Source organism: Curtobacterium sp. P97, from assembly GCF_023712445.1.
GTDB lineage: Bacteria > Actinomycetota > Actinomycetes > Actinomycetales > Microbacteriaceae > Curtobacterium.
The window spans coordinates 13,174-34,451 of sequence record NZ_JAMAYF010000005.1 but is presented as its reverse complement, the minus strand read 5'-3'; the positions used below and the strand labels follow the sequence as shown (position 1 = coordinate 34,451).

The 21,278-nt window shown below is 69.9% G+C and carries 23 protein-coding genes and 2 tRNA genes; 8 read left to right on the top strand and 17 right to left on the bottom strand.

The genetic code is table 11. The features are described from left to right. Window positions 1-5: 5 nt before the first annotated feature. Both M3677_RS06660 and M3677_RS06655 read right to left on the bottom strand, forming a co-directional pair. On the bottom strand, window positions 6-1,001 hold the full coding sequence (locus M3677_RS06660) for an aldo/keto reductase (RefSeq protein WP_251160089.1): 996 nt from the start codon (window positions 999-1,001) through the stop codon (window positions 6-8). 64 nt (window positions 1,002-1,065) lie between these two features. After that, a complete protein-coding gene (locus M3677_RS06655; protein WP_251160088.1) occupies window positions 1,066-1,623 on the bottom strand; it encodes a hypothetical protein in 558 nt (185 codons plus the stop codon). Between the two features lie 83 nt (window positions 1,624-1,706). On the opposite strand from M3677_RS06655, the gene M3677_RS06650 reads away from it, so the two are divergent. After that, window positions 1,707-3,461 carry an AMP-binding protein gene (locus M3677_RS06650; RefSeq protein ID WP_251160197.1) on the top strand — a complete coding sequence of 585 codons (1,755 nt, stop codon included), beginning with the start codon at window positions 1,707-1,709 and terminating at the stop codon, window positions 3,459-3,461. On the opposite strand, the gene M3677_RS06645 is transcribed toward M3677_RS06650, so the two are convergent. The 3 genes from M3677_RS06645 to M3677_RS06635 all read right to left on the bottom strand — a co-directional run bounded on the left by M3677_RS06645 (window position 3,434) and on the right by M3677_RS06635 (window position 4,393). Then, window positions 3,434-3,604 (bottom strand): hypothetical protein, encoded by a 171-nt coding sequence (locus M3677_RS06645; protein ID WP_158407745.1) that lies wholly within the window; start codon window positions 3,602-3,604, stop codon window positions 3,434-3,436. The genes M3677_RS06650 and M3677_RS06645 overlap by 28 nt on opposite strands. Next, window positions 3,601-3,750 carry a hypothetical protein gene (locus M3677_RS06640; RefSeq protein ID WP_158407746.1) on the bottom strand — a complete coding sequence of 50 codons (150 nt, stop codon included), beginning with the start codon at window positions 3,748-3,750 and terminating at the stop codon, window positions 3,601-3,603. The genes M3677_RS06645 and M3677_RS06640 overlap by 4 nt, the downstream gene beginning before the upstream one ends. Window positions 3,751-3,829: 79 nt before the next feature. Further along, window positions 3,830-4,393 carry a MarR family winged helix-turn-helix transcriptional regulator gene (locus M3677_RS06635; RefSeq protein WP_066653947.1) on the bottom strand — a complete coding sequence of 188 codons (564 nt, stop codon included), beginning with the start codon at window positions 4,391-4,393 and terminating at the stop codon, window positions 3,830-3,832. Window positions 4,394-4,888: 495 nt separating this feature from the next. Between M3677_RS06635 and M3677_RS06630 the strand changes: the two genes are divergently transcribed. After that, on the top strand, window positions 4,889-6,484 hold the full coding sequence (locus tag M3677_RS06630; protein ID WP_251154971.1) for a long-chain fatty acid--CoA ligase: 1,596 nt from the start codon (window positions 4,889-4,891) through the stop codon (window positions 6,482-6,484). A 221-nt stretch (window positions 6,485-6,705) separates the two neighbouring features. Then, window positions 6,706-6,781: transfer RNA gene (locus tag M3677_RS06625), tRNA-Val, on the top strand. 867 nt (window positions 6,782-7,648) lie between these two features. Here M3677_RS06625 and M3677_RS06620 read toward each other — a convergent pair. Then, window positions 7,649-8,293: a hypothetical protein gene (locus tag M3677_RS06620; protein WP_251160087.1), complete on the bottom strand. Its 645-nt coding sequence runs from the start codon at window positions 8,291-8,293 to the stop codon at window positions 7,649-7,651. Between the two features lie 489 nt (window positions 8,294-8,782). Next, window positions 8,783-10,987, bottom strand: a complete 2,205-nt coding sequence (locus M3677_RS06615; RefSeq protein WP_251160086.1) for a phospholipase A2 — start codon at window positions 10,985-10,987, stop codon at window positions 8,783-8,785. 637 nt (window positions 10,988-11,624) lie between these two features. Here M3677_RS06615 and M3677_RS06610 point away from each other — a divergent pair. Both M3677_RS06610 and M3677_RS06605 read left to right on the top strand, forming a co-directional pair. Continuing rightward, a complete protein-coding gene (locus M3677_RS06610) occupies window positions 11,625-12,335 on the top strand; it encodes a hypothetical protein (protein ID WP_066653951.1) in 711 nt (236 codons plus the stop codon). Between the two features lie 345 nt (window positions 12,336-12,680). Beyond that, window positions 12,681-12,767: transfer RNA gene (locus M3677_RS06605), tRNA-Val, on the top strand. A 9-nt stretch (window positions 12,768-12,776) separates the two neighbouring features. On the opposite strand, the gene M3677_RS06600 is transcribed toward M3677_RS06605, so the two are convergent. The 5 genes from M3677_RS06600 to M3677_RS06580 form a co-directional block, all read right to left on the bottom strand. Beyond that, window positions 12,777-13,745 carry an AraC family transcriptional regulator gene (locus tag M3677_RS06600; RefSeq protein WP_251160085.1) on the bottom strand — a complete coding sequence of 323 codons (969 nt, stop codon included), beginning with the start codon at window positions 13,743-13,745 and terminating at the stop codon, window positions 12,777-12,779. Window positions 13,746-13,791: 46 nt separating this feature from the next. Next, entirely contained in the window at window positions 13,792-14,397 is a 606-nt protein-coding gene (locus M3677_RS06595) for an HD domain-containing protein (protein ID WP_251160084.1), read from the bottom strand. 267 nt (window positions 14,398-14,664) lie between these two features. After that, window positions 14,665-15,075, bottom strand: a complete 411-nt coding sequence (locus M3677_RS06590) for a hypothetical protein (protein ID WP_066653959.1) — start codon at window positions 15,073-15,075, stop codon at window positions 14,665-14,667. A gap of 58 nt (window positions 15,076-15,133) precedes the next feature. Beyond that, window positions 15,134-15,712 carry an Asp23/Gls24 family envelope stress response protein gene (locus tag M3677_RS06585; protein ID WP_144411286.1) on the bottom strand — a complete coding sequence of 193 codons (579 nt, stop codon included), beginning with the start codon at window positions 15,710-15,712 and terminating at the stop codon, window positions 15,134-15,136. Further along, window positions 15,709-16,266 (bottom strand): RNA polymerase sigma factor, encoded by a 558-nt coding sequence (locus M3677_RS06580; protein ID WP_066653961.1) that lies wholly within the window; start codon window positions 16,264-16,266, stop codon window positions 15,709-15,711. Before M3677_RS06580 ends, M3677_RS06585 begins: the two co-directional genes overlap by 4 nt. Before the next feature lie 141 nt (window positions 16,267-16,407). On the opposite strand from M3677_RS06580, the gene M3677_RS06575 reads away from it, so the two are divergent. Further along, window positions 16,408-16,701 carry a hypothetical protein gene (locus tag M3677_RS06575; RefSeq protein ID WP_209682927.1) on the top strand — a complete coding sequence of 98 codons (294 nt, stop codon included), beginning with the start codon at window positions 16,408-16,410 and terminating at the stop codon, window positions 16,699-16,701. Window positions 16,702-16,720: 19 nt separating this feature from the next. Here the strand turns inward: M3677_RS06575 and M3677_RS06570 are convergent, their stop codons facing one another. The 5 genes from M3677_RS06570 to M3677_RS06550 all read right to left on the bottom strand — a co-directional run bounded on the left by M3677_RS06570 (window position 16,721) and on the right by M3677_RS06550 (window position 20,499). Beyond that, entirely contained in the window at window positions 16,721-16,876 is a 156-nt protein-coding gene (locus tag M3677_RS06570; protein ID WP_158407747.1) for a hypothetical protein, read from the bottom strand. Between the two features lie 191 nt (window positions 16,877-17,067). After that, on the bottom strand, window positions 17,068-17,985 hold the full coding sequence (locus tag M3677_RS06565) for an isoprenylcysteine carboxylmethyltransferase family protein (RefSeq protein ID WP_066653968.1): 918 nt from the start codon (window positions 17,983-17,985) through the stop codon (window positions 17,068-17,070). A gap of 138 nt (window positions 17,986-18,123) precedes the next feature. Continuing rightward, window positions 18,124-18,264 carry a hypothetical protein gene (locus M3677_RS06560; protein WP_158407748.1) on the bottom strand — a complete coding sequence of 47 codons (141 nt, stop codon included), beginning with the start codon at window positions 18,262-18,264 and terminating at the stop codon, window positions 18,124-18,126. Window positions 18,265-18,370: 106 nt separating this feature from the next. Continuing rightward, window positions 18,371-19,279, bottom strand: coding sequence for an SDR family oxidoreductase (locus M3677_RS06555; protein ID WP_066653970.1), 909 nt, complete (start codon window positions 19,277-19,279; stop codon window positions 18,371-18,373). Beyond that, window positions 19,276-20,499, bottom strand: a complete 1,224-nt coding sequence (locus M3677_RS06550) for a zinc-dependent alcohol dehydrogenase (RefSeq protein WP_209682923.1) — start codon at window positions 20,497-20,499, stop codon at window positions 19,276-19,278. The genes M3677_RS06555 and M3677_RS06550 overlap by 4 nt, the downstream gene beginning before the upstream one ends. A gap of 150 nt (window positions 20,500-20,649) precedes the next feature. On the opposite strand from M3677_RS06550, the gene M3677_RS06545 reads away from it, so the two are divergent. Together M3677_RS06545 and M3677_RS06540 are read left to right on the top strand one after the other, a co-directional pair. Next, window positions 20,650-20,991, top strand: a complete 342-nt coding sequence (locus M3677_RS06545; protein ID WP_066653974.1) for a DUF3140 domain-containing protein — start codon at window positions 20,650-20,652, stop codon at window positions 20,989-20,991. A gap of 46 nt (window positions 20,992-21,037) precedes the next feature. Beyond that, complete coding sequence (locus tag M3677_RS06540; RefSeq protein WP_126892263.1) at window positions 21,038-21,247, top strand: hypothetical protein; 210 nt, start codon at window positions 21,038-21,040, stop codon at window positions 21,245-21,247. Window positions 21,248-21,278: the final 31 nt, after the last annotated feature.

The window sequence follows — 21,278 nt, the reverse complement described above, 5'->3', positions numbered from 1 at the left end:
GTGGCTCACCACCGGTCGTGCACGTTGGCGCGGAACCACCGGTCGTAGAGCTCGTGCACCGTGCTGTCGAGGGCGCCGAGGTCGAGTGCGCCGCCGTCGACCAGGTCCGGTGCTCCGGCGTTCGAGCGGGCCTGCTCGGGGTTCCTGGCGCCCGGGATGGCGGCGGTGACGCCGTCCTGCGCGACGATCCACGCGAGCGCCGCCTGCGGGACCGAGATGCCCTCGGGCAGCGCCGCCGCGAACGCCCGGGCGGCCTGCACGCCGTCCGCGAAGTCGACGCCGCTGAACGTCTCGCCCTGGTCGAAGGCCTCGCCGTGACGGTTGTAGTTGCGGTGGTCGCCCTCGCTGAACGTGGTCTCGGTCGTGTACTTCCCGGAGAGCAGTCCCGATGCCAACGGCACGCGCGCGAGGATCCCGACCCCTGCCTCCCGTGCGGCCGGCAGCACGCGGTCCAGCGGCTTGAGCCGGAACGCGTTGAGGATGACCTGCACGCTCGCGACGTGCGGGCGGGCGATCGCGGTGAGCGCCTGGTCCGCGGTCTCGACGGAGACGCCGTACGCGGCGACCGACCCGTCGGCGACGAGGGCGTCGAGGGCGTCGTACACGGCGTCGTCCTCGAAGACCGCGGTCGGCGGGCAGTGCAGCTGCACGAGGTCGAGGGTGTCCTGCCGGAGGTTGCGCCGGGAGCGGTCGACCCACTCGCGGAAGTTGGCCGCGACGTAGTTCGCGGGGACCTGGTCGGCGCGTCGACCCATCTTGGTCGTCACGGTGAGCGGCACGTCGGGGTTGGCCTGTCGCCATGCCCCGATGAGCTGCTCGCTGCGACCGTCGCCGTACACGTCGGCGGTGTCGAAGAGGGTGACGCCGGACTCGACCGAGGCGTCCATCACGGCGGCGGCGTCCTGCTCGCTGACGGGACCCCAGTCACCGCCGAACTGCCAGGTGCCGAGGCCGACGACGGACACGGAGCGGCCGGTGCGGCCGAGGGTGCGACTCTGCATGCGGACGAGCGTAGTCACGGCAGCCGCGGACGTCCCGTGACGATCCCCGGGGCGCAGGGCCGGCTCAGGACTCGGTCGGTCGGGGCTCCGTCGGGTACGGCTCGGTCGCGACCCCGCGACGGAGCAGTGCCCGTGCTGCGCGGGCGCGGGGGACGACCCAGAGCGCGGACCACGCGCCGATCCCGACCCAGAGCGCGACGAGCAACCCCGTCAGGAGCGGGCCGTGCTGGTCCGCCATCGAGAGCGTCATCGCGGTCCAGAGCACGCAGAGGACGATCTTGCCCCAGCCGGCGCCCTCGCGGTCGGCCTGCGCCTGCAGCGCCGGGACCCACTCGTCGGCCGTGACCCCCGGTGGCACGCGCTGTTCCGCGACCCATCGCTGCACGGCCGCCGATCGCTCGTAGCCGCCGGCGGCTCGCCAGGCCCGCAGCTGCGTCCGGACGCCGATGGCCGCACCGGCGATCCCCGCGGGCACACCGACCCCGACGAGCAGCGCCGTCGTGGTCGTCAGCCAGGACGACGCGACGAGCACCGCGAGCACCACGCCGAAGGCCGCGCCGGCCACGGCGCTGCCGAGGAGCCGCAGCCGCCCGGACTCGTCCACCACACCGACACCGTCCACGAGGACGACGCTACCCGCGACCGACGACCGTCCGCTGCGAGCGCGCGGGGTGCCCGGTGGGGCATGATCGACCGGTGTCCTCCCTGAACCCGACCGCCGTGTACCGCGCCGCCCGTGACGAACTGCTCGCGGTCCTCGACGAGCACGACACCGAGCGTGCCGAGGCCGCCCGACGTGCGTTCCGCTGGCCCGACCTCGGCCGGACCTTCAACTGGGCGACCGACTGGTTCGACGTGGTCGCCCGCGGCAACGACCGCGTGGCGCTGTGGATCGTCGACGAGGACGGCGGCTCGCGCACGACGTACGCCGAGATGGCCGCCCGCTCCGACCGGCTCGCGGTGAGCCTGGACCGGCTCGGGGTCCGGAAGGGCGACCACGTGCTCCTGATGCTCGGCAACCAGCTCGAGCTGTGGGAGACGATGCTGGCGGTGATGAAGCTCGGCGCGGTCATCCTGCCGACCTCGACCATGCTCGACACCGTCGACCTGCAGGACCGCATCGACCGCGGCGGCGTCGCGCACGTCGTCACGAACCACGGGGAGACGCCGAAGTTCGACCGGGTGACGGGTGCTCCGTCGCGCATCGTGGTCGGGGGAGCGGTCGACGGCTGGACGTCCTACCCGGACGACCTCGGTACCCCGGCGCCGGCGGACGAGGTGCGGCCCGTGGTCACCACGAGCACCGACGACCCCTGCCTGGTGTACTTCACGTCGGGCACCACCTCGCGGCCGAAGATGGTCGTGCACACGCAGGCGTCGTACCCGGTCGGCCACCTCAGCACGATGCACTGGCTCGGACTCCGGCCCGGCGACGTGCACCTGGCCATCAGTTCACCCGGGTGGGGCAAGCACGCCTGGAGCTGCTTCTTCGCGCCGTGGATCGCCGAGGCGACCGTCTTCGTGTACGACACGCCGCGCTTCGACCCGGCCGGGCTCCTCGCGCAGCTCGACGAGGCCGGCGTCGACACGTTCTGCGCGCCGCCGACGGCCTGGCGGATGCTCCTGCAGTCCGACCTCGGACCGAGGCCGCGCGCGCTGCGCGAGGTGGTGTCCGCGGGCGAGCCGCTCAACCCCGAGGTGATCGCCCGTGTCCAGGCGGCCTGGGGCCTGACGATCCGCGACGGCTACGGCCAGACCGAGACGACGGCGATCATCGGCAACGTGCCCGGTGGGGCGGTGACACCCGGGGCGATGGGTCGTCCGCTGCCCGGGGTGGCCGTGACGCTGCTCGACCCGCTGACCGGGCGCGTCGGGGACGAGGGCGAGGTCTGCCTCGACCTGACCCAGCGGCCGACGAACCTGATGGCCGGGTACCTCGGCGACCCGGAGCGCACCGCCGACGCGATGCGGGACGGCTTCTTCCACACCGGCGACATCGCGGTCCGCGACGCGGACGGGCAGCTGACCTTCATCGGCCGGACCGACGACGTCTTCAAGTCCTCCGACTACAAGGTGTCGCCGTTCGAGGTCGAGAGCGCCCTGCTGCAGCACGACGCCGTGGCCGAGAGCGCCGTCGTCCCCGCACCGGACGACGCACGGCTGAACGTCGTGAAGGCCTACGTCACGCTCGCGGCCGGGTGGGAGCCGACGGCCGAGACCGCTCGTGCGGTGCTCGAGCACGCACGGGTCGCGCTCCCGGCGTACGCCCGGGTCCGCCGGGTCGAGTTCGGGCAGCTGCCGAAGACGATCTCGGGCAAGATCCGACGGGTCGAGCTCCGCGAGCGCGAGGAGTCCGCGGCGTCGGGCGGTGTGTCGGTCGAGGGGGAGTGGCGGGACGACCAGTTCCCGGAGCTCCGTTCGGTGGGACGGGCTCAGGCGACGCGGAAGAAGTCGCCGTAGGTCGGCTCGGGCGGGACGTCGCCGTGCGTGCGGTGGTGCACGAGGGCGTCGATCTCGTCGGGGTGCCGCAGGCCGCGGCGGTGCCACTCGTGGGGGTGGCGCTGGAGTTCGCGGAGGTCGTTCGCGGTGCGCACCGTGCTCACGCCCCGAGGGTGACGACGGTGACGGCAGCGGTGGCGACGGTCACGGCGACGATGCCGAGGCTGGTCGCCAGGGTGGCGAGGACCCGTCCACGGGCTGCCTCCCGGACCTCGGAGAACTGCGAGTGCGTCGCGTCGATGGTGCTCATGGCCGGCCCTTCCCGTGCTGTGGGTCGCCGCCGATCGGCGACTGGGGCCAGCTTGCTCCGATTTCTCTAGTTTGTCTAACTACCGAAGTGGATGCGTACGCATATCGGCCATCGCACCCGGGCGGGCGGCGCCGTCGGCCTCGTCCGCGGGTGAGTCGGCGCCCATCGCGTCGATCACCTCGGCGAAGAACGCCTGCATCTCGACCACCGTCTGCGGCGACAGCCGGTCGGCCGCGGCGATCATCCGGGCGTGCACGTCGGTGAGTTCGGACCGGACCTCGTCGTCGCTGTGCACGGTCGCGACCAGCAGGGCGCCGCGGCCGTCCGCCGGGTCCGGCCGGCGTTCGGCGTGCCCGCTGGCGACGAGTCGCTTGACGACGGCCGTGGTCGACGCCGACGTGATCCCGAGGTGCGCGGTCAGGTCGCCCGGCCGCACCGCGCGGCCCTGCTCCGCGGCGCGCAGCAGGAAGCGGACCGCCTCCATGTCGGTCGCGTTCATCCCCATCGACCGGCGCTTGCGCTCGCGCATCGCGACCTCGGCGGCGCGGTAGCGCCGCATCGCGGTGAGCAGTTCGACACCGGTCCTCGCCGGCCGGTCCGGGTACCAGTACCCGGACGTCCCGTGCGTGCCGTCCTCGGTCATCGCAGCCTCCTCACCTCGTCCGCCCGACAGTACCGAGCCGGTCCGGGCGCGCGGGGAGCAGCGGGGTACGTGACGAGGGTCGGCGACCCGTGTCACCGGTCTCGACGCTCACGACCGGACCACCCGGCGGACGGGAGGCGCGAGGCGGGTCGGCTGCGGGCCTCCCGTCCGGCACGCACCGGCTCACTGCCGCGGAGCGGCTCGTCCCGCAGCGGTCTCGTCCCGATGCGCGGACGAGGACCGGGTGCGGCGGCCGATCCGTGACCCGAACACAGACCGGCCGCCCGTGCCGTGGTGCCTGACCCGCACCACGACGTCTCGATTGAACACGATCCTGCTGTGAGCGCAGGCCCACAGCCGCTGCGCGCACTGCGTGCAGCCGACGTCCAGACACGCGGTCGCCGGGGCGCGCCGGAGATCGCGCGTCCGGGCCGAGGAGGCCCGAGCGCCGTAGGCTCCGTGAGGAGAACTCGTCACGGGAGACGGAAGGCCGGCATGACCAGCACCACCACCAGCAGCCACCCCGCACCCGGCGCCGCACACGGCGCCCGGACGACCCAGGCCACCGCCTCCGTCGCCGCGATCCTCGCCGAGTCCGCGGCGCGGTTCCCGGACGACGTCGCGGTCGTCGTGGGCGACCAGCGGACCACGTACGCCGAGCTGTGGCAGCAGACCCTCGCCTACGCCGGCGGCCTCCGCGCGCGCGGTGTGCGTGAGGGCGACCGCGTCGCGATGCTCGTGCCGAACGTCGCCGACTTCCCGCGCGTCTACTACGCCGTCCTCGCGCTCGGCGCCGTGGTCGTGCCGGTGCACGCGCTGCTCAAGCGCGGGGAGATCGAGTTCGTGCTCCGCGACAGCGACGCCCGACTGCTCGTCTGCGCGGCCCCCCTGCTCGGCGAGGGTGGCGCCGGGGCGGCAGCCGCCGGCGTCGACGTGCTCAGCGTGCTCGCCCCGGCGGACGCCGAGGGCGCTCCGGACCGACTCGAGACCGTCGCCGCGATGAGCGAACCGCTCGACACCTACGTCCCGCGCCACCCGTTCGACACCGCCACGATCCTGTACACGAGCGGGACGACCGGGAAGCCGAAGGGCGCCGAGGGCTCCCACTTCGCCCTGCTCGAACAGGTCAACACGTGCCTGCTCACGACCTTCGACATGCGTCGGGGTGACGTCCTGCTCGGTGCGCTGCCGCTCTTCCACACCTTCGGGCAGACCTGCACCATGAACACCGGGTTCCGCGCCGGCGCGACGATCGTCATGCTGCCGAGGTTCGACGGCGACGCCGCACTCGCGGCCATGGTCGAGCACGACACGGCGATCTTCATGGGCGTCCCGACGATGTACATCGCGCTGCTCGACGCCGCGACCCGGTCCGAGGCCCGACCGCACCTGCGGTACGCGATCTCCGGCGGGGCATCGCTGCCGCTCGCCGTGCTCGAACGGTTCCAGCAGGTGTTCGACGCGCCGGTCCACGAGGGGTACGGGCTCACGGAGACCTCGCCGGTGGCGTCGTTCAACCACGTCGGGGCCACCCCGCGCCCGGGCACCATCGGGACGCCGATCTGGGGTGTCGACATCGAGATCGCCGACCCCGAGGTCACCGACCGCACCGTCCTGCTGCCGCGCGGCGAGATCGGCGAGCTGGTGATCCGCGGCCACAACCTGATGAACGGCTACCTGAACCGACCCGAGGCCACGGCCGAGGCGATCGTCGACGGGTGGTTCCGCACGGGCGACCTCGGGCGGAAGGACGACGACGGGTACCTCACCATCGTCGACCGCACGAAGGACATGATCATCCGCAACGGCTACAACGTGTACCCCCGGCAGGTGGAGGAGGTCCTCGCCGCCCACCCGGACGTCACGATGGCCGCCGTGTTCGGGATCCCGCACGAGGTGCACGGGCAGGAGGTCGCCGCGGCGGTCGTGCTCCGTCAGGGCGCCGAGGTGACCTCGGAGGAGCTGATCCGCTTCGTCGCCGACGAGATCGCCGTGTACAAGTACCCGCGGGTCGTGCACGTGGTGGACGCCCTGCCCCTGGGGCCGAGCGGGAAGGTGCTCAAGCGGGAGCTCGTCGAGCGGTTCGGCTGAGCGCCCCGCGGCGGGGTCGTCGGTCCGGAGCGCGGCTCGCGCTCCGGACCGGTCGCGATCGTGCTCGCGGCCGACCGTCGCCGACGTCAGCGGGCGCGTGGACCGGGCGCCGCCCGGCGGCGGCGTTGCTCGTCAGCCGTGGCCACGACGAGGAACACCGCCCCGATCACCGCAGGACCGTGGACAGGGTGTTCCCACCGAGCGTCTAGGATCGACTCCAGGGGCCTTTAGCTCAGCTGGTAGAGCGCCACGTTTACACCGTGGATGTCGTCGGTTCGATCCCGGCAGGGCCCACCAGAAAAACCCAGTTCAGGCCCCACCATGCGGAAATAATGTGTGGCCGACGGGAGGAGAATCCGGGCAGCTGCCGGTGAGCTGCCGGTGTCTAACCTGGGAGCTGGGGGATTGAGGTGTGCGCGCCGCGGTTGACGCTGGGAGAAGCATGCACGCCGCTCGGCCCGCTTGAAGTGGTGCCTGAGATTGTGCCGCGATCGTGCCCTCCAATGACTGCACGCTGATGGCCTCTTCGCAGCGACGCTGTGCCAAGCCAGGGGTAGCGAAGAGTCGCCGAACTTGGAGTGTAAGTCGGGCGAGTACGTCGACAATCGAGTTCCATGACGGTGAGCCGCGTCATACAGGCGGTCTACTGGCTAGACCTTGGTCCAATCCCGGCCCTATCGAATTTCACCGTGCAAGCCGCGCTAAGGTCAGGTTCGACAGATGATGCATCGGAGCGGCGCCCCTTGCGTTGACCCTACAACCTCCAGAATCTAGGCATGCTCTCCCTCGTTCTCTCCATCTATGCGGCTTTGGTTGCGACCTTCGCGCTGCTGTTCAACTACTTCAAAGAGCCAGTGCCGCTTATGCACGTGATCCGTAACGATGTGTCGGCCGAGTACGGAAAGCCCTACTGGTCGCTGTATTTCCGTAACCTCGGGGCAGGGTCAGCGCGGCACGTCAAGGTACGAACTCGACAGGGCAAGGCCCGATGGACGCCCTGGACGAGCCTCGCTCCGGTCTTGGATGCCAAGAGTGAGGTCGGCCACAGGGTGCCACTTACTGAAGAGGAGTACGCCGCGTTAGCGTCGGAGCCAGCTCGTTCGTCTTGGCGAGTGCAGTTCCGCTGGACGCAAGGCCCCGTCTCCTTCGTTGGCCAGCGCCGGCTCACTGTTCGTCCCGACCACTACTGGCCTCGTGAACAGTCAGACGCTTGGGGTTAGCTGCTGACCGCTGGCTTCTTCCTGCCGTGCCTGTCGGGACCGTGAACGGCGGCGTCCAATCTTGGCTCGCCAAAAACTGATCTAGTGGCAGTGTCATCGCCTTTACCATCTCGGGATGTTCGTGAATGTCTTTGATTCGGTGACCGATCATGTAAAGCGTCGGCACCTTGGTATCAGGCCAAGCGATGTCGCGACGCACTGCCACGAGAAGATCAGCCATGAGTCGCATCGTCACCAAGTTCGGCGGATTCAAGTTGGCTGAAGTGCGCCACCGGTAAAATGTCTCGATCACTTCGTCCGAACCCCAAACCGTCACGAAGCCCTGAAAGTTCGTAATGACGTCTTCCATACCGGCCAGAGCGGCCGCGCTCCGATTCGGAGTGAGAAGGTCGTTTAGCGTTGTGAGGAAGGGCTGATACAGCTCGAACTTTTTCTGCGCTGTGCGCTCCTCAAGCGCTCTAAGACGTGCAGCCTCCGCCTCTGCGTGTTGCGCTCTGCCCGCGGCCCGCGACGCCAGAATGCTGGAGATCACGGCGACGGCGACGGGGACGGCAAGGGTGACGATTTGCAGCCATAGAGGAAGTGTCATGCGTGGGAGTCTTGCATCGACCGCCGTCGATCGGCATCACGACCGCGCCGTCCGGGGCGCCGGTAGGCCTCTGGTCGATCAGGTCAGCAGCAGGTTTGCCATCGCGCTGTCTTCCCCAGTGAAGAAGAGCCTCTAGGTCCACCGAACACCCCTCAAAGCAAGCACCCTCAGTCCAGTGGCTGAGGGTGCTTGTATTGAGGGGACTTACGAAAAGATCGGGCATGCTCGAGGATCTACGCGTACCTGTCGTTAGTCGCCGTCCGGATCAGCGCCTACGACCTCACCTACGACGTGCAGTAACAGCAGCGGCAACTCCAAAACCGAGGCCAGCTAGACCGACCAGCATTCCTCCGTTGTAAATCAATCCTGCAGCGAAGTTAACGCCCCCACCGGGAGGACTCAGTATGGTCCATACAGAGCCGATTGCAGTTGCAACGAAACCGACCGCAAGAAGAACGATTGCAGCAACGACTACCCCTGGCATTCTCATCAGTTATTACGTCCGTTTCCCTTATAGAAGGCCCAGCCAGCGCCACGAACAGCGGTGTAGTAGCCACCAGCGACACCAGCACAAGAGTTTCGCGTAGCACCCTTGGGGTAAGCCTTGTTGCAAGCATACGTAAGGTTACCGAGGAACGCGACGTCGCAGGTCAGGCGGTTAATCTTCTTCTTATTGCCATAGCAGATGTCGTGGGCGTCGCAAGCGGGCCTGAACTTCGCCTTACCCCACGTGTCGGGCGAATAGCTACAACCGTTGGGTGCAGCGAAAGTGGTCATCTCCCCACTCGCGGTCGGCTCGGGGTCGGTGGCGTCAGGAACGTCCTCCCCCTCGTTCGCGACTCGGAACGACCAATCTGCGGTCTGAATATCGCCTCGTTCGTCCCATGCGGTGGCAGCCGAAACTTTCGCCTTCCATGAGTAGGAGTGCCCTCGGGGAAGGTCGTAAAGGCCGAGCGGGACGTTACCAGTAGTGGTCGCCTGCGTGACGCCGGTTGTCAGGTCGCGGAGCTCATAAGCGATCGCAGCATCGCCAGGTAGGAGCCCTGACTGGGGAAGCGGGTAAAGGGAAACCACTTCCGGGTTCACCACTGCCCCGTTCGCAAGACTTGGCTGTAATGCCTCGTTCTGCCACTGACCAACCCCAAATTCGTAGGCCACGGAGGGCGCCAACCCCGTGCTGCTGGACAGTTCTGCACGCAGCTTCACTAGCCCAGACAAGGGTGGAGTCGTGAAGGTGAACGAGGACGTCGTAGTGTCATTCAGTGAATAAGACTCGAGCGGAAGGTCGTTCAGGTACACGTCGACCGTTTGCCCAGCCTCGACTGCAGCAGGCGCGCTTACAGTGCAAGACGCCGCAATATCATCGCTTCCCGTGGTAGCGGTCCATGTTCCAGCCCCGAACGGAGCGGCGCAAGTCAGACGAGGGGCTTGAGGATTGCTGTACCAGCCTTGGACGTCGAAAACGTAGTCGGTCGGGTCAGCGACACTGTTGATTGCGACCTTGCCGTTCGCGCCGAGCGGTACCGTAATGGTGTTCGTGCGGATCGTAGTCTCGTCGAAATTGATCGACGTCGTGTTCGGGCGGGTTGTGCCGTCTGCCCACACCGTCGCATTGCCGGCACCAGCGGTCGACTTCAGCGAGGTGAGCGAGAGGACAACGGCCTTGATACCAGAGCCCATGACGGGGACGCCTGCTTTGCCGGCGATCTGGATGGAACGGGTTTCGTTCTTTCCCATGACTGTGTTGCCGCTGGAGCGGGTGTCGTACGCACGGCCAGCACCGGGAGTGAAGACGGCGCCTCCCTTCCCAGCGGCGGTGAAGTAACCCTGGGTGTCGACGACGAGGTCGGTGGTGCTGTTGTTGTTGTAGATGGTGATCTTGCCGTCAGCGGAGAGCTTGACCTGCGCCTGCATCGAGGTCGGCACGTTGCCGGCGTAGTTGAAGGAGTTCGACGGACGGGTGTCGCCCGTGGCGTACGGGGTGAGGTACCCGACGGAGGCGGTGCGGTTGACGGCGATCATGTTGATGATCGCGCCGGAAGCACCCTTCGGGATGCCGCCGCGTCCGGAGACCTGCAGGTCGACACGCTCGCCGGCGCCGATGGTCTGCTGTGGGAAGCCGAGCCCGGAGCGGGTGTCAGTGATGCGCGAGCCGTTCAGCGGGACGAAGCCGCCGGCGGCAGTACCGTCGTCGCTGGCGGTGTAGTAGCCCTGCACGTCGAGGATGAGCCGGATGCTGGTCTCGGCCTGCACCTGAATCGTGCCGTCGGGATTCACCGCGAGGACAGCGGAGAACGAGGTGTTTTGCTCGCTCTCACCACCGTAGATACCCATGAGCGTCGTCTTCGCGGCTGCGTTCGGGCGCCCGTAGAGGATGCCCTGATGCGAGATGCTCGCCGCGGTCGCAACGACGGATACAGCTCCAACGGAACCGTCGTCCGGGACGCCGTTCTTGCCGGTCACCTGGACGGTGCGCCAGCCCTTGGCAGGCATCGGGGTGTCGAAGCCGCCGATGTTTCTCCCCGTGTCGAGGAAGCGTCCGGTTGCCGGGACGAATACGCCGCCGGTTCCGGTGTCGTTGAGGGCTTGCGCTGGCGTTGCGACCAGCAGCGAGCCAAGGATTGCGAGCGCGCTCAGGGTTGCGGCAGCGATGCTGCGCTTCCTCTGGCGCGGCCTGTGCAGCAGCGTGCGCACGAGACCCCCTAGGTCAGCTGACAGCACGGGTTGCCGTCAGTTCGCGAAGGCTAGAAGAAGTCTGAATACCGGCACAGGTCCCCCGAAGAGGGGCTCGCCAGAAAAATCCCAGTTCAGAGGTAATAGTTCCGGAATGGGCTGAGCGTTCTCTCAGTCTATGTCAACCTGCGAGCTGATGATCCCAGCCAGTCGGCTAGCGCCAAATGGCTAGCGCCGAACAGCTGTCCAGTTGGAGCTCTGGGCTGATCGAACGCAAGAGAGGGTGGGGCATTCTCACGCAAGTCAGCGTGAACAGCCACAACGCCGCGACGCGCCGGGGGGCCGCAGGGTCCGTTTTGGGTCCTAAAACGATGCGCAGGAAGGGCACATCAAGGGCGTAGCGACGCGAACGCTACGATGCTCCACACCAGCCAGAACCGCGGAACGACGCGGATCAAGGGCACAAGGACGCGCACCATCGCAAGGCCTGACCCGGTACCAGTGGGTTCCAGATTCAAGACCCACGAGCCCGCAAGGAGTGACGACCCATCGTGTCCGGGTCACAGCCGGCGGGTTCGACAACATTGATGTTGAAGTAAGCGCCGAAGCCGATGCCGGCGATCGAGCCTCTCTTCCACGCGAGACCTAGGCTCTTCTCATGATCAACGCCGCATACGCGCTGTACGACATCTTCCTTGAGTGGCGCGAGGCGGCCGCAGCCGGCGTGGTCGCAAATGACGCCCGAGGCTGGAACGCTGACCCGATGGTTGCGACTACAAAGATGCTCGAGACCAGCGCTCTGCTCACGGCTATCGATCGTGCGCTCAGCGAGATGGAGGCGGACGGTCTCAACGTCTACGTCTCGAGGGAGTCGTTCCCGCAATGGGGCCGCATGGCGGCCAATGCGGGGACCACTTGGGGTCAGCAGTCCGACCCTGGCGCGGCATTCCCTTCAGCAGCGATGGGGCAGCTGCAGATGCTGGGCACCCTCATTGAAGCGACCAAGGGGAGGATCGCGCCGGGCGGACTCGACCGGCTCAGTGCCGTCGTCGACGAAGCGATTGGCCTCCTTGAGGAAGACCAGACCATCAGCGCGGAGCTTCGCTACTACTTGGTGAAGCTGGTGCGCGAGATTCGCGATGCGATGGAGGATGAGACGCTCGCTGGGGGCTTCGACTATGCGAGCGCTGCTGAGCGGCTCTGGGTTGCCATGCAGGCTGCAGCCGGACAGGCGGACGAGGAGCGTAGTCCCCGATGGCGGGACGCCGCGGCCAAGCTGATTGTCCCTGCGGTCACGGGTGCCATCACACACGCGGCCACTCTCGGCTATGACGGTGTCGCAGCGGCGCTCGGACAGCTCGGCCAGTAGTTCCGAGGTGGGCGCCTGTCGTCTCGGCCGGAAGCATCAGCAGCTGCTCGGCGGCGGACCTTTACGTGCACGGCGCGACACACGTTAGCGGTTTGCCGCGGGGGGGGGGGGGAGTACGCCGTGCTCGCGCCGCCTGCCGAGCGTCGCCAGGCAGCCGCCGTTTCATTGGGCGGCGATATCGGCGGCCGAGGCGGTAGCGGTGCGTGTCGTCGGCGTAGGGGAGGCCGGCGCCACGGCGGGGAACTCGAGGACGACCGGCACAAGCTGCCGGTGTGCTGCCGGTGACCACGCGCAGCCGGGTGCTTTTGTTCGCAGTTGTCCGCAAGCTACTTCCGCGCCATCACTGGGAAGCGCTGCGTATCGCTGCGGACGTTTGCGCGGTCCGCCACGTTTACACCGTGGATGTCGTCGGTTCGATCCCGGCAGGGCCCACGCAGTCGGTCAGCGACGCGCGCGCAGGGTCTCGCTCGGCAGCTCCCCGAACCGCTTCGCGTAGGCGGAGGAGAACCGCCCGGCGTGCGCGAACCCCCACCGCCGCGCAGTGTCCGCCACGGTGATCTCGCCCACCGAGTGGTACCGGAGCTCCGTCCGGATCCGGTCGAAGCGGATCCCGCGGAGCATCGAGTTCGGTGACATCCCGACCTGCCGCTGGAAGCCCTGCTGGAGCCCGCGGACACTGAGTCCGACGTGTTCGGCGACGTCGGTCGTGGTGATCGGGACGTCGGCGTTGGCGTGCATGTACTCGATCGCCTGCTGCACCCGGCCCCGTGCGCCGACGGGCACCGGCGCGGCCGGCGCGAGGGTCGTGTGCGGGAAGGTCCGGAGCATCGCCAGCGCGGTGCGCCGGGTGGCCTCGGCCATCGCGAGCGGGGACAGCGGCGTGGCACCGAGGACGACCTGCGCGGAGGCCCGCAGCTCGGCGTTCCACGTCCGGACGTCCTCCCGTCGGGGCAGCGCGGCGTGGTCGAACACGAGCGGCGCCGGCTCCGTGCCGTGCAGCTCGGCGGCGGTGCGCTCGAGCGTGCGGCGGTCGAACTGCACCACGTTCTGCCGGACGTCGGCGAGGTCGAAGCGGTACGGGCGCTCGCTCGGGAACACGATCGGGCGTCCGGGCGCGAGCGCCACCTCGTCGCGGTCGATGTCCAGCAGTCCGCCGCCGTCGCTGACCCACGTCACGAAGTAGTGGCTCGTCGCGTCGACCTCGCCGGCCATCCGACCGTCGAAGCGCTTCGAGTCCAGCGACATCCCCTCGCCACCGACCGATCGGAACCGGTAGCCGAAGTCCCGCTCGGTCCGCTCGGGCAGGAACCCGGCGGCACCGTACGCCGACTCGAACACCGCTCGGGCCGCGTCGAGGTCGTCGCCGGACGCTTCGACGACGTGACGGACGTCGGGTTCGGCGGTGGTCATGATCCGATGCTGACACGTCCGGCTGAGCCTCGCGCGCGCGTCGTGGTCAGGACAGCGCCTCGAGCGGGTTCTGCGCGAGCTTCCGGACGACACCGCCGTCGACCAGGCGCCGCGCTGCGGTGTCGGGCTTGCGAGCGGCCTGGTCGACGACGCACGCGCCGAACTCCGCAGCCAGCGCGCCGCGAGGGTGCCGTGCGAGCACCTCGCGCAGGTACGACTCCGGCAGCAGCTCGGCCCCCGCACCGGAGACGTCGAGCCCGGTCGCGCGTTCGAGCAGGTGCCCCTCGAGGTCGAGGAGGACGTCGACGTCCGGCCAGTTGTGCCGCACGATCACGTCGAGCACGCGCTGCTGCCGCTCGACGGCCCAACCCGCCCCGGTCGTCAGGGCGACGGCGACGTGCCCACCGGCGTGCTCGTAGGACACCGTGTGGTTGTCGAACTCGGTCACGGTGCCGATGTCGTGCAGGACGGCCGCGACCCACAGCAGTTCGTGGTCGACGCCGTCGAGCCCGTCGAGCGCCGCGAAGCCCGCTGCCCAGTACCAGGACCGGACGGCGTGCGCCGTGATCGCCGTCGACTGGTAGCGCGTGGCGAGCGACGCAGCCGCTCGGGCGGCCGGGGTCTCCGGGACGGGGAAGTCGTCGATGCGCACCCCCGGATCATGGCATGCTCACCGCTCGGACCGGTGACGCGGCGGACGGGAGGCACGGTGCCGGCCGGCCACGTGCCTCCGGACCGGCGCGGCGTCGGACGCGCGACGTGGCGCTGATCCGCCACGCGCCTCCCGTCCGGTGCGCTGCCGGCCCTGCCGGTGGGGCCGAGGTCCCAGGACGACAGCTGGTGCTCGCCGACCACGAGCGTGTACGGTCCCGGCGCGTCGGTACGACCGTACGGGTGGGGGAGTTCCGAGCGGAAGCGCTCAGACATCGCTCGTCGGCAGCGCGGTCGCGTCCGACGGCCCGCCCTCGGGAGGCGCCACGGCCGCGTCGACCGGGTCCTCGACCAGCCGGACGGTCACGCTGATGAGGTCCGCCGTCGCGGTCGTGTCCGCGTCGAGCAGGTCGCGGACCCGTTCGCCCACCGCGCGGAGGGTGTCCGCGGCGGGACGGCCGCCGTCGACGCTGATGCCGGTGACGACGTGCACGCGGCCGCCGCGTCGGTCCACGTCGACCAGGACGTCGGGGTCGTGCAGACGGAGCGGTACGGGCACCACCGCGTCGACCACGGTCTCGGCCGCGGCGGCGACGGGTCGGGGCGGGTAGACCCCGGTGACCCCGGGGACGTGTCGTATGCCGGCCGTCACCGTGCGTGAGATCGCTTCGTCGTCCATGGTCGCGCTCCTCGCTGCTGGTGGGTCGTCTCGCCGCCGGTCGGGCAGGCGGTGGTCGTCAGGGCAGGTAGACGTCGTCGAAGTGGACGTCGACGGCCTCGACGCGCAGCTCGGTGTGCCGTTCGACGGCCTCGGCGACGGTGACCCGCAGGCGCTCGGCGGTCTCCGGGGCCGACCCGCCGTACACGAGCCCGGCAGTCACGTCGATGCTGACCGCGGCTCCGGGCTCCTCCACGTCGCCCCGCAGCACGCAGCGGCCCATCACGACGCCGCCCATCGTGTCGCCGGCACGGCGCACGAGTCCGCGCACGGCCGCCTCGGTGACCGCCAGGCGCAGGCGCGGATCGGGGTGGGCGACCGGGACGTCGCGACCGGGCCGCACCTCGGCGCGGATCGCTCCCAGCAAGCGGTCGACCCAGGCGGTCTCCCGGTCGGGCTCGGCACCGGCGCGCTGCTCGAGCGCGCCGAGCGAGAGCTCGCGCAGGCGCTGCATGTTCGTCATCGCGAGTCGGCAGACCGCCGAGCCCTCGATGGACGGGTCGATCGGGTCCCGACCGCGGTCGAGGTAGTCCGCGATCTCCTCGATCGTGTGGCCGTCGAGGTCGTCGTCGGGCAGGGGGAGGTCGTCGGTCGTCATCGCCATCCCTCCATCTCCGCGGCGAGGAACCGTCGCGCCCGTGCGAGCAGGCCCCGCACCGTCGACGTCGGGAGCTCGAGTTCCTCGGCGATCTGCTGGTAGCTGTACCCGGCGGTCTCCCGGAGCAGCCAGCACCGACGCTGGTCGATCGGCATCCGGTCCAGAGCAGCCCACATCGCGTCGAGCTGCATGCGCGTCTCGACGGTACGCTCCGGGGCCTGCGACGGGTCGGCCGCCTCGTCGTGGTCGTCCAGGTCGTCGTGGTGACGTCGACGCCGGAGACGGTCGAGGGCCCGGCGGGTGACGATCTGCATGATCCAGGGGCGGAACCGCTCGGCGTCCTCGAGGTCCGCGAGCTTCCGCCACCCCGTGAGGAAGGCCTCCTGCACGACGTCGTCGGACTCGACGTTGGAGCCGAGCACCTGCTCCGCGTAGACGCGCATCAGCGGTCCGTGCCGGCGGGCGAGCACCTCGAAGGCCAGCACGTCGCCGTCGGCCGCGCGGGCCACGAGCGTCGCGTCGGACGCGTGCTGCAGCGCGGTGCCGTCGCTCATCCCCGCCTTCCGTCCGACTCGGGCTGCCGGTCGGTGGACCGGTCTCCACCGAGCATGCACCGGCAGCGCGGGGAGTGCCCGCGTGGTGTCGGGTGCGTCAGTTCGTGACGGATCCGCTGCTCGTGACGTCCCACTGGTGAGATGCACGACGACACCACCACGACCCCCCTGCCCGCTGTCGAACCGGAGCCGACCGACGACGCGACCACGGACCCGCTCGGCGACAGGACGCCGCAGCGTCCGCTCCGCCACGCAGCGCCGCAGCGGCCCGTCGCCGGCGCGGTGCGCACGGCACGGACGCTCTGCATGAGCGTGTTCGACCGGTGGCGGTGCGGGCTGGAGGACGGGCACGGGGGACTGCACACCGCGACCGAGGTCGGGGCCACCACGTCCTGGAACGACGCCGTCGCCGGCCGCATGCTCCGGGAGCTCTGAGCGGAGGAACGCACGACGCTCACTCGGCGGAGAAGAAGTCGCGGTACGCGGGGTCGGCCGGGACGTTCTCCAGCAGCCGGGTGTGCACGAGGGACGCGATCTCGTCCGGGTGACGCAGCCCACGCCGGTGCCACTCGCCCGGTTCCTCGTGCAGGTCGGAGAGTCTCGATCGCACCCGTTGCACCTCCCGCGTCGTCCCGCCGGCCGTCCTCGCCGGCGGGTCTGCGCGAGCGGGGTGCCGCCCGGTCGGACGGCTCCGTCCACACTGCACGCGCTCCGGGGCACCCGGCGGGTCCGGTCGTGTTCCGGACGCGGACGGGCGGACCATCCGGTTCGCGCGCTCGTGCTGCGTCCCGTGGCGCGCGCTCAGCTCCGCGGTACCGGGCGCAACCGCGGCACCCAGCACCGGACGGCTGCGGCGTAGCGGCGGAAGTCGTCACCGAACCGCTGCTCCAGGTCGCGCTCCTCGAGCGGGCGCACGACGCAGTTCCACACGACGGAGCCCGCGACCGCGTAGACGAGCACCGTCCAGGACGCCGCGACGAGCCCCACCGCAGCGCCCTGGGTCAGCCCGGCGAGGGCCATCGGGTTCCGCACCACCCGGTAGGGGCCGGCGACCACGAGCCGGTTGGGCATCGCCGACGGCAACGGGGTCCCGCCGCCACGCGTCGACATCGACACTGCCGAGGCGAGGCCGAGCAGGCTCGCCAGCACGAAGACGACGAGACCGGTCCCGCTGACCACCTGCACGACGGCGTCGGGCAGCGGGGGACGGAGCCGCCACCGGGTCTCGGCGGCGGCGATCAGCAGCGGGAGGACGCCGAGGAAGAGCCCCCAGAACACGACGATCTGCACCGCGGTCCCGAGGAGGTGCCGGACGGGTCCCGCGTCCGGGTCGGCGGTCCGGAAGCGCAGCGGACCCGACGTGACGAGTTCGGTCGGCACCCGCCCGAGCAGCACGTGGCACAGCGCGAGGACGGAGCCGACGGTCGCTGCGGTCATCGCGACGACACCCCAGCCCGCCTCACGGGTGACCGTCGCCCAGGCGGCCGTCCCGAGCAGCACGAGCACCGTCCACCCCGTGGCGACGACGGCGGACCAGCGGAGGCCCGCGGCGGCCAGTGCCGAGGCGACGACGAAGAGCGGGACGTCGAGTGCGGCGACCGGCACGGGGTCGAGCGAGCCGAGCGTCGCGGTCCGGACGATCGGCACGGTGGGGACCAGCAGCCACCAGACGGCGCCGCCCGACGCCTGCAGCGCGAACCACCACCGACCCCACGACACAGCTGCAACCTAGCAGCGCCGCGCCGACGTGACGGCGTCTCGCCGTGACCGGCGGCGTCCGGCGTGACCACGAACGGACGGGAGGCGCGGTGCCAGCCGGCACCGCGCCTCCCGTCCGTCAGCGCGCAGCGAACGCGCTCAGCGCTGTCCGTTGATCTGGCCGAGCCAGCGTCCGAACGTCTGCTCCTGCTGGTCGTCGTGCAGGGCGTGCAGGGTGCTGGTCGGCAGGCAGTGACGCTCGGTGTCGACGCTGTTCCCCTTGTGGAGGTCGAGGGTCATGGTGTGCTCCTTCGCGTGGTGTGTGGATGGTTCGACGTCGGTGGGTGCGCGGGCATTCCCGCTCGGGGAGCAGCGTGTCCGCTCCACGAGCCGAGGCGGTCCGGGGTCAGGGCGTGACCATGCCCCCGTTGACGTTGAGGGTCTCGCCGGCTACGAAGCTCGACTCCTGCGACGCGAGGAACACGTACGCCGGCGCGAGCTCGGCGGGCTGGGCCGCGCGGCCCATCGGCGACTCGCTGCTGCCGAACTCGGGCAGCGACTCCGGGTCGACGCCGCCGCTCGGCTGCAGGACGGTCCAGGTCGGACCCGGGGCGACGATGTTGACCCGGATGCCGCGCTCGACGAGCAGCTGCGACAACCCCTTGGAGAAGTTGTTGATCGCGCCCTTCGACGCCGCGTAGTCGAGGCGGTCCGGCGCGGGCTGGTAGGCCTCCATGGACGCGGTCGTCGTGACCGTCGACCCCGGCTGCAGATGCGGCAGGGCTGCCTTCACCAGGCGGAAGAGCCCGAACACGTTGACGTCGAACGTCGCCTCGAACTGGTCGTCGGTGATGTCGAGCAGGTCGGGCTGCCACCGCTGCTTGCCGGCGACGCTGACCAGCGCGTCGATGCCCCCGAGCTCGGCGACGGCGCGCTCGACGAGCTGCCCCGCGTAGGCCTTGTCGCGCAGGTCACCGGGGACCGCGACCGCCTTCCGCCCGGCCGCCTCGATCTGCTCGATCACGTGGTCGGCGTCGGACTGCTCCTCGGGCAGGTAGGCCAGGACGACGTCGGCCCCCTCGCGGGCGAAGGCGATCGCCACGGCGGCGCCGATACCCGAGTCAGCTCCGGTGATGAGGGCCTTCCGGCCCTCGAGGCGCCCCGTGCCCCGGTAGCTGGACTCGCCGAGGTCGGGGACGGGGGTCATCTGCGACTGCAGGCCTGGCTCGTCCTGGGTCTGCGGCTCCGGAGAGACGTCGGGGTAGCGGCTGCGCGGGTCGCCGAAGGCGTACTGGTCGCTCGGTGCGGTGGTCATCGTGTCGCCTCCAGTTCGACCTTGACCCAGCCGGGCTCGCGGCGGTCGAATGCCTCGTACGCGGCGATCGCGTCGCCGATGGGTTCGTGCTCGGTGATCAGCGCGGTCGGGTCGAACTGCCCCGATGCCACCAGGTCGATGAGCGGCGGGGTGACCGAGTGGTGGTCGCAGTTGCCCATCCGGATCGTCAGGTTCTTGTTCATCGCCTCGCCGATGGGGTACGACTGTGCGGTCGGACCGTAGACGCCGATGATGCCGATGCGGCCGTACTTCGCGACCGACGCGACCGCCCACTGTGCGACCTGCGACGGGCCGTCACCGGGCTTCCACTGCTGCTGCTCGCCGAAGCCGTCCGGCGAGGCGTCTGGCGCGACCTGCTGCACCTCGGCGTCGAACTGCTGGGCCTGTTCGTCGGACACCGCTGCGGGGCCCTGCTTCGGGCGCTCCGCGTCGACGCCGACGGCGTCGATCACGGCGTCCGCGCCGATGCCGTTCGTCAGGTCCATGATCGCCTGCACCGGGTCCTCGCGGTTGTAGTCGACGACCTCGCAGTGCTGCGCGAGCGCCGCGGCGAGCCGGGTCTCCTCGCCGTCGACGACGATCACGCGGGCTGCGCCGAGCTTGTAGGCGGAGGCGGCGGCGAACTGGCCGACGATGCCGGCGCCGAACACGACCACGACGTCGCCGCGGGTGACCCCGGCGAGCTCGGCGCCGAACCAGCCGGTCGGGAAGATGTCGGAGAGCAGGATCGCCTGCTCGTCACTCACGTTCTCGGGCAGCGGGTGCATCGTGTTGCGGGCGTACGGCACGCGCACGTACTCCGCCTGCAGACCGTTCACCGGCCCGGTCGACTGCGGGCCGCCGAAGAAGCTCGTGCCGGCCTGCGGGCCGTTCGGGTTCGCGACGTCGCACTGCGCGGTCTTGCCCATCCGGCAGTACCGGCATGCGCCGCACGAGATCGTCGAGTTGATGACGACGCGGTCCCCGGCGCTGAACCCGCGGACGGCGTCACCGACCTGGGTGACGACGCCGACGGCTTCGTGCCCGAGGATGGTGCCCTCCTCCATCGGTGCCATGGTGCCGCGGACGAAGTGCAGGTCCGTGCCGCAGATCGCACTGCGGGTGATCCGGACGATCGCATCCTCCGGGTGCTGGATGGTGGGCTCCGGGACCTCGTCGAGACGGATGTCCCCGATGCCGTGCCAGACCACTGCGCGCATGTTGCTCTCGCTTCCTGTCGTGGGGGTGTTCGGGGGACACACAACCCGACCAGTGCTGGACGGACGCGGAGCGGCGTCCGATCAGCGCACCGGAACGGGGGACACGCAGCGCTGCGTGGACACCCAGGCCCGGCGCGTTCGCTGGCCGCCATGAGCGACGACCAGCACGACGAGAAGCAGACGCGCGACGACTTCGCCGACGCGGTGAACATGACCGCGTCCGAACTGCGGAAGTGGCTCGACACGGACGAGTCGAAGGAGGTCGGACAGAAGTCCGACGGCGGCGGCGAGTCCACCGGGCACGAGAGCGGGCGGCACATCGTCCGCATCCTCGAGAAGAAGCAGGGCGACTACACCGACGACGACTACGCCCACATGCGGAAGGTCGTCGGCTACGTGGCGCGGCACTCGAAGCAGGAGCCGAAGGGCGACTCCCACGACTCGAAGTGGCGGTACTCGCTCATGAACTGGGGCCACGACCCGGAGAAGTAGGCCGCGGCGACCCGGGCCCGTCGCGCCGGTCGGGCAGAATGGGGCCGTGGACGACTCCGGCATGCCCCGCTTCCGCCGCATCTGGTCGACGATCCAGGTCGGCGTCCTCGCCGCGGCCGTGGTGTTCTGCGTCGTGATGCTCGTCATCGGCCAGGGCGAGCTCGACCGCGTCTACGCGGTCGCCGCGGTCTTCTTCGGCCTGGCGCTGGTCGGCCACGCGACGTACCTCTGGTTGCTGGCACGCGCGAGGCGCTGAGCACTGGACGGGCGGGAGGAGCGTGGCGGGC

Coding starts and splice junctions, on each gene's coding strand:
- M3677_RS06660 (WP_251160089.1), bottom strand. CDS start 1,001: ATGCAGAGTCGCACCCTCGGCCGCACCGGCCGCTCCGTGTCCGTCGTC.
- M3677_RS06640 (WP_158407746.1), bottom strand. CDS start 3,750: ATGAGCACCATCGACGCGACGCACTCGCAGTTCTCCGAGGTCCGGGAG.
- M3677_RS06635 (WP_066653947.1), bottom strand. CDS start 4,393: ATGACCGAGGACGGCACGCACGGGACGTCCGGGTACTGGTACCCGGAC.
- M3677_RS06630 (WP_251154971.1), top strand. CDS start 4,889: ATGACCAGCACCACCACCAGCAGCCACCCCGCACCCGGCGCCGCACAC.
- M3677_RS06620 (WP_251160087.1), bottom strand. CDS start 8,293: ATGACACTTCCTCTATGGCTGCAAATCGTCACCCTTGCCGTCCCCGTC.
- M3677_RS06610 (WP_066653951.1), top strand. CDS start 11,625: ATGATCAACGCCGCATACGCGCTGTACGACATCTTCCTTGAGTGGCGC.
- M3677_RS06600 (WP_251160085.1), bottom strand. CDS start 13,745: ATGACCACCGCCGAACCCGACGTCCGTCACGTCGTCGAAGCGTCCGGC.
- M3677_RS06590 (WP_066653959.1), bottom strand. CDS start 15,075: ATGGACGACGAAGCGATCTCACGCACGGTGACGGCCGGCATACGACAC.
- M3677_RS06585 (WP_144411286.1), bottom strand. CDS start 15,712: ATGACGACCGACGACCTCCCCCTGCCCGACGACGACCTCGACGGCCAC.
- M3677_RS06580 (WP_066653961.1), bottom strand. CDS start 16,266: ATGAGCGACGGCACCGCGCTGCAGCACGCGTCCGACGCGACGCTCGTG.
- M3677_RS06575 (WP_209682927.1), top strand. CDS start 16,408: ATGCACGACGACACCACCACGACCCCCCTGCCCGCTGTCGAACCGGAG.
- M3677_RS06560 (WP_158407748.1), bottom strand. CDS start 18,264: ATGACCCTCGACCTCCACAAGGGGAACAGCGTCGACACCGAGCGTCAC.
- M3677_RS06555 (WP_066653970.1), bottom strand. CDS start 19,279: ATGACCACCGCACCGAGCGACCAGTACGCCTTCGGCGACCCGCGCAGC.
- M3677_RS06550 (WP_209682923.1), bottom strand. CDS start 20,499: ATGCGCGCAGTGGTCTGGCACGGCATCGGGGACATCCGTCTCGACGAG.
- M3677_RS06545 (WP_066653974.1), top strand. CDS start 20,650: ATGAGCGACGACCAGCACGACGAGAAGCAGACGCGCGACGACTTCGCC.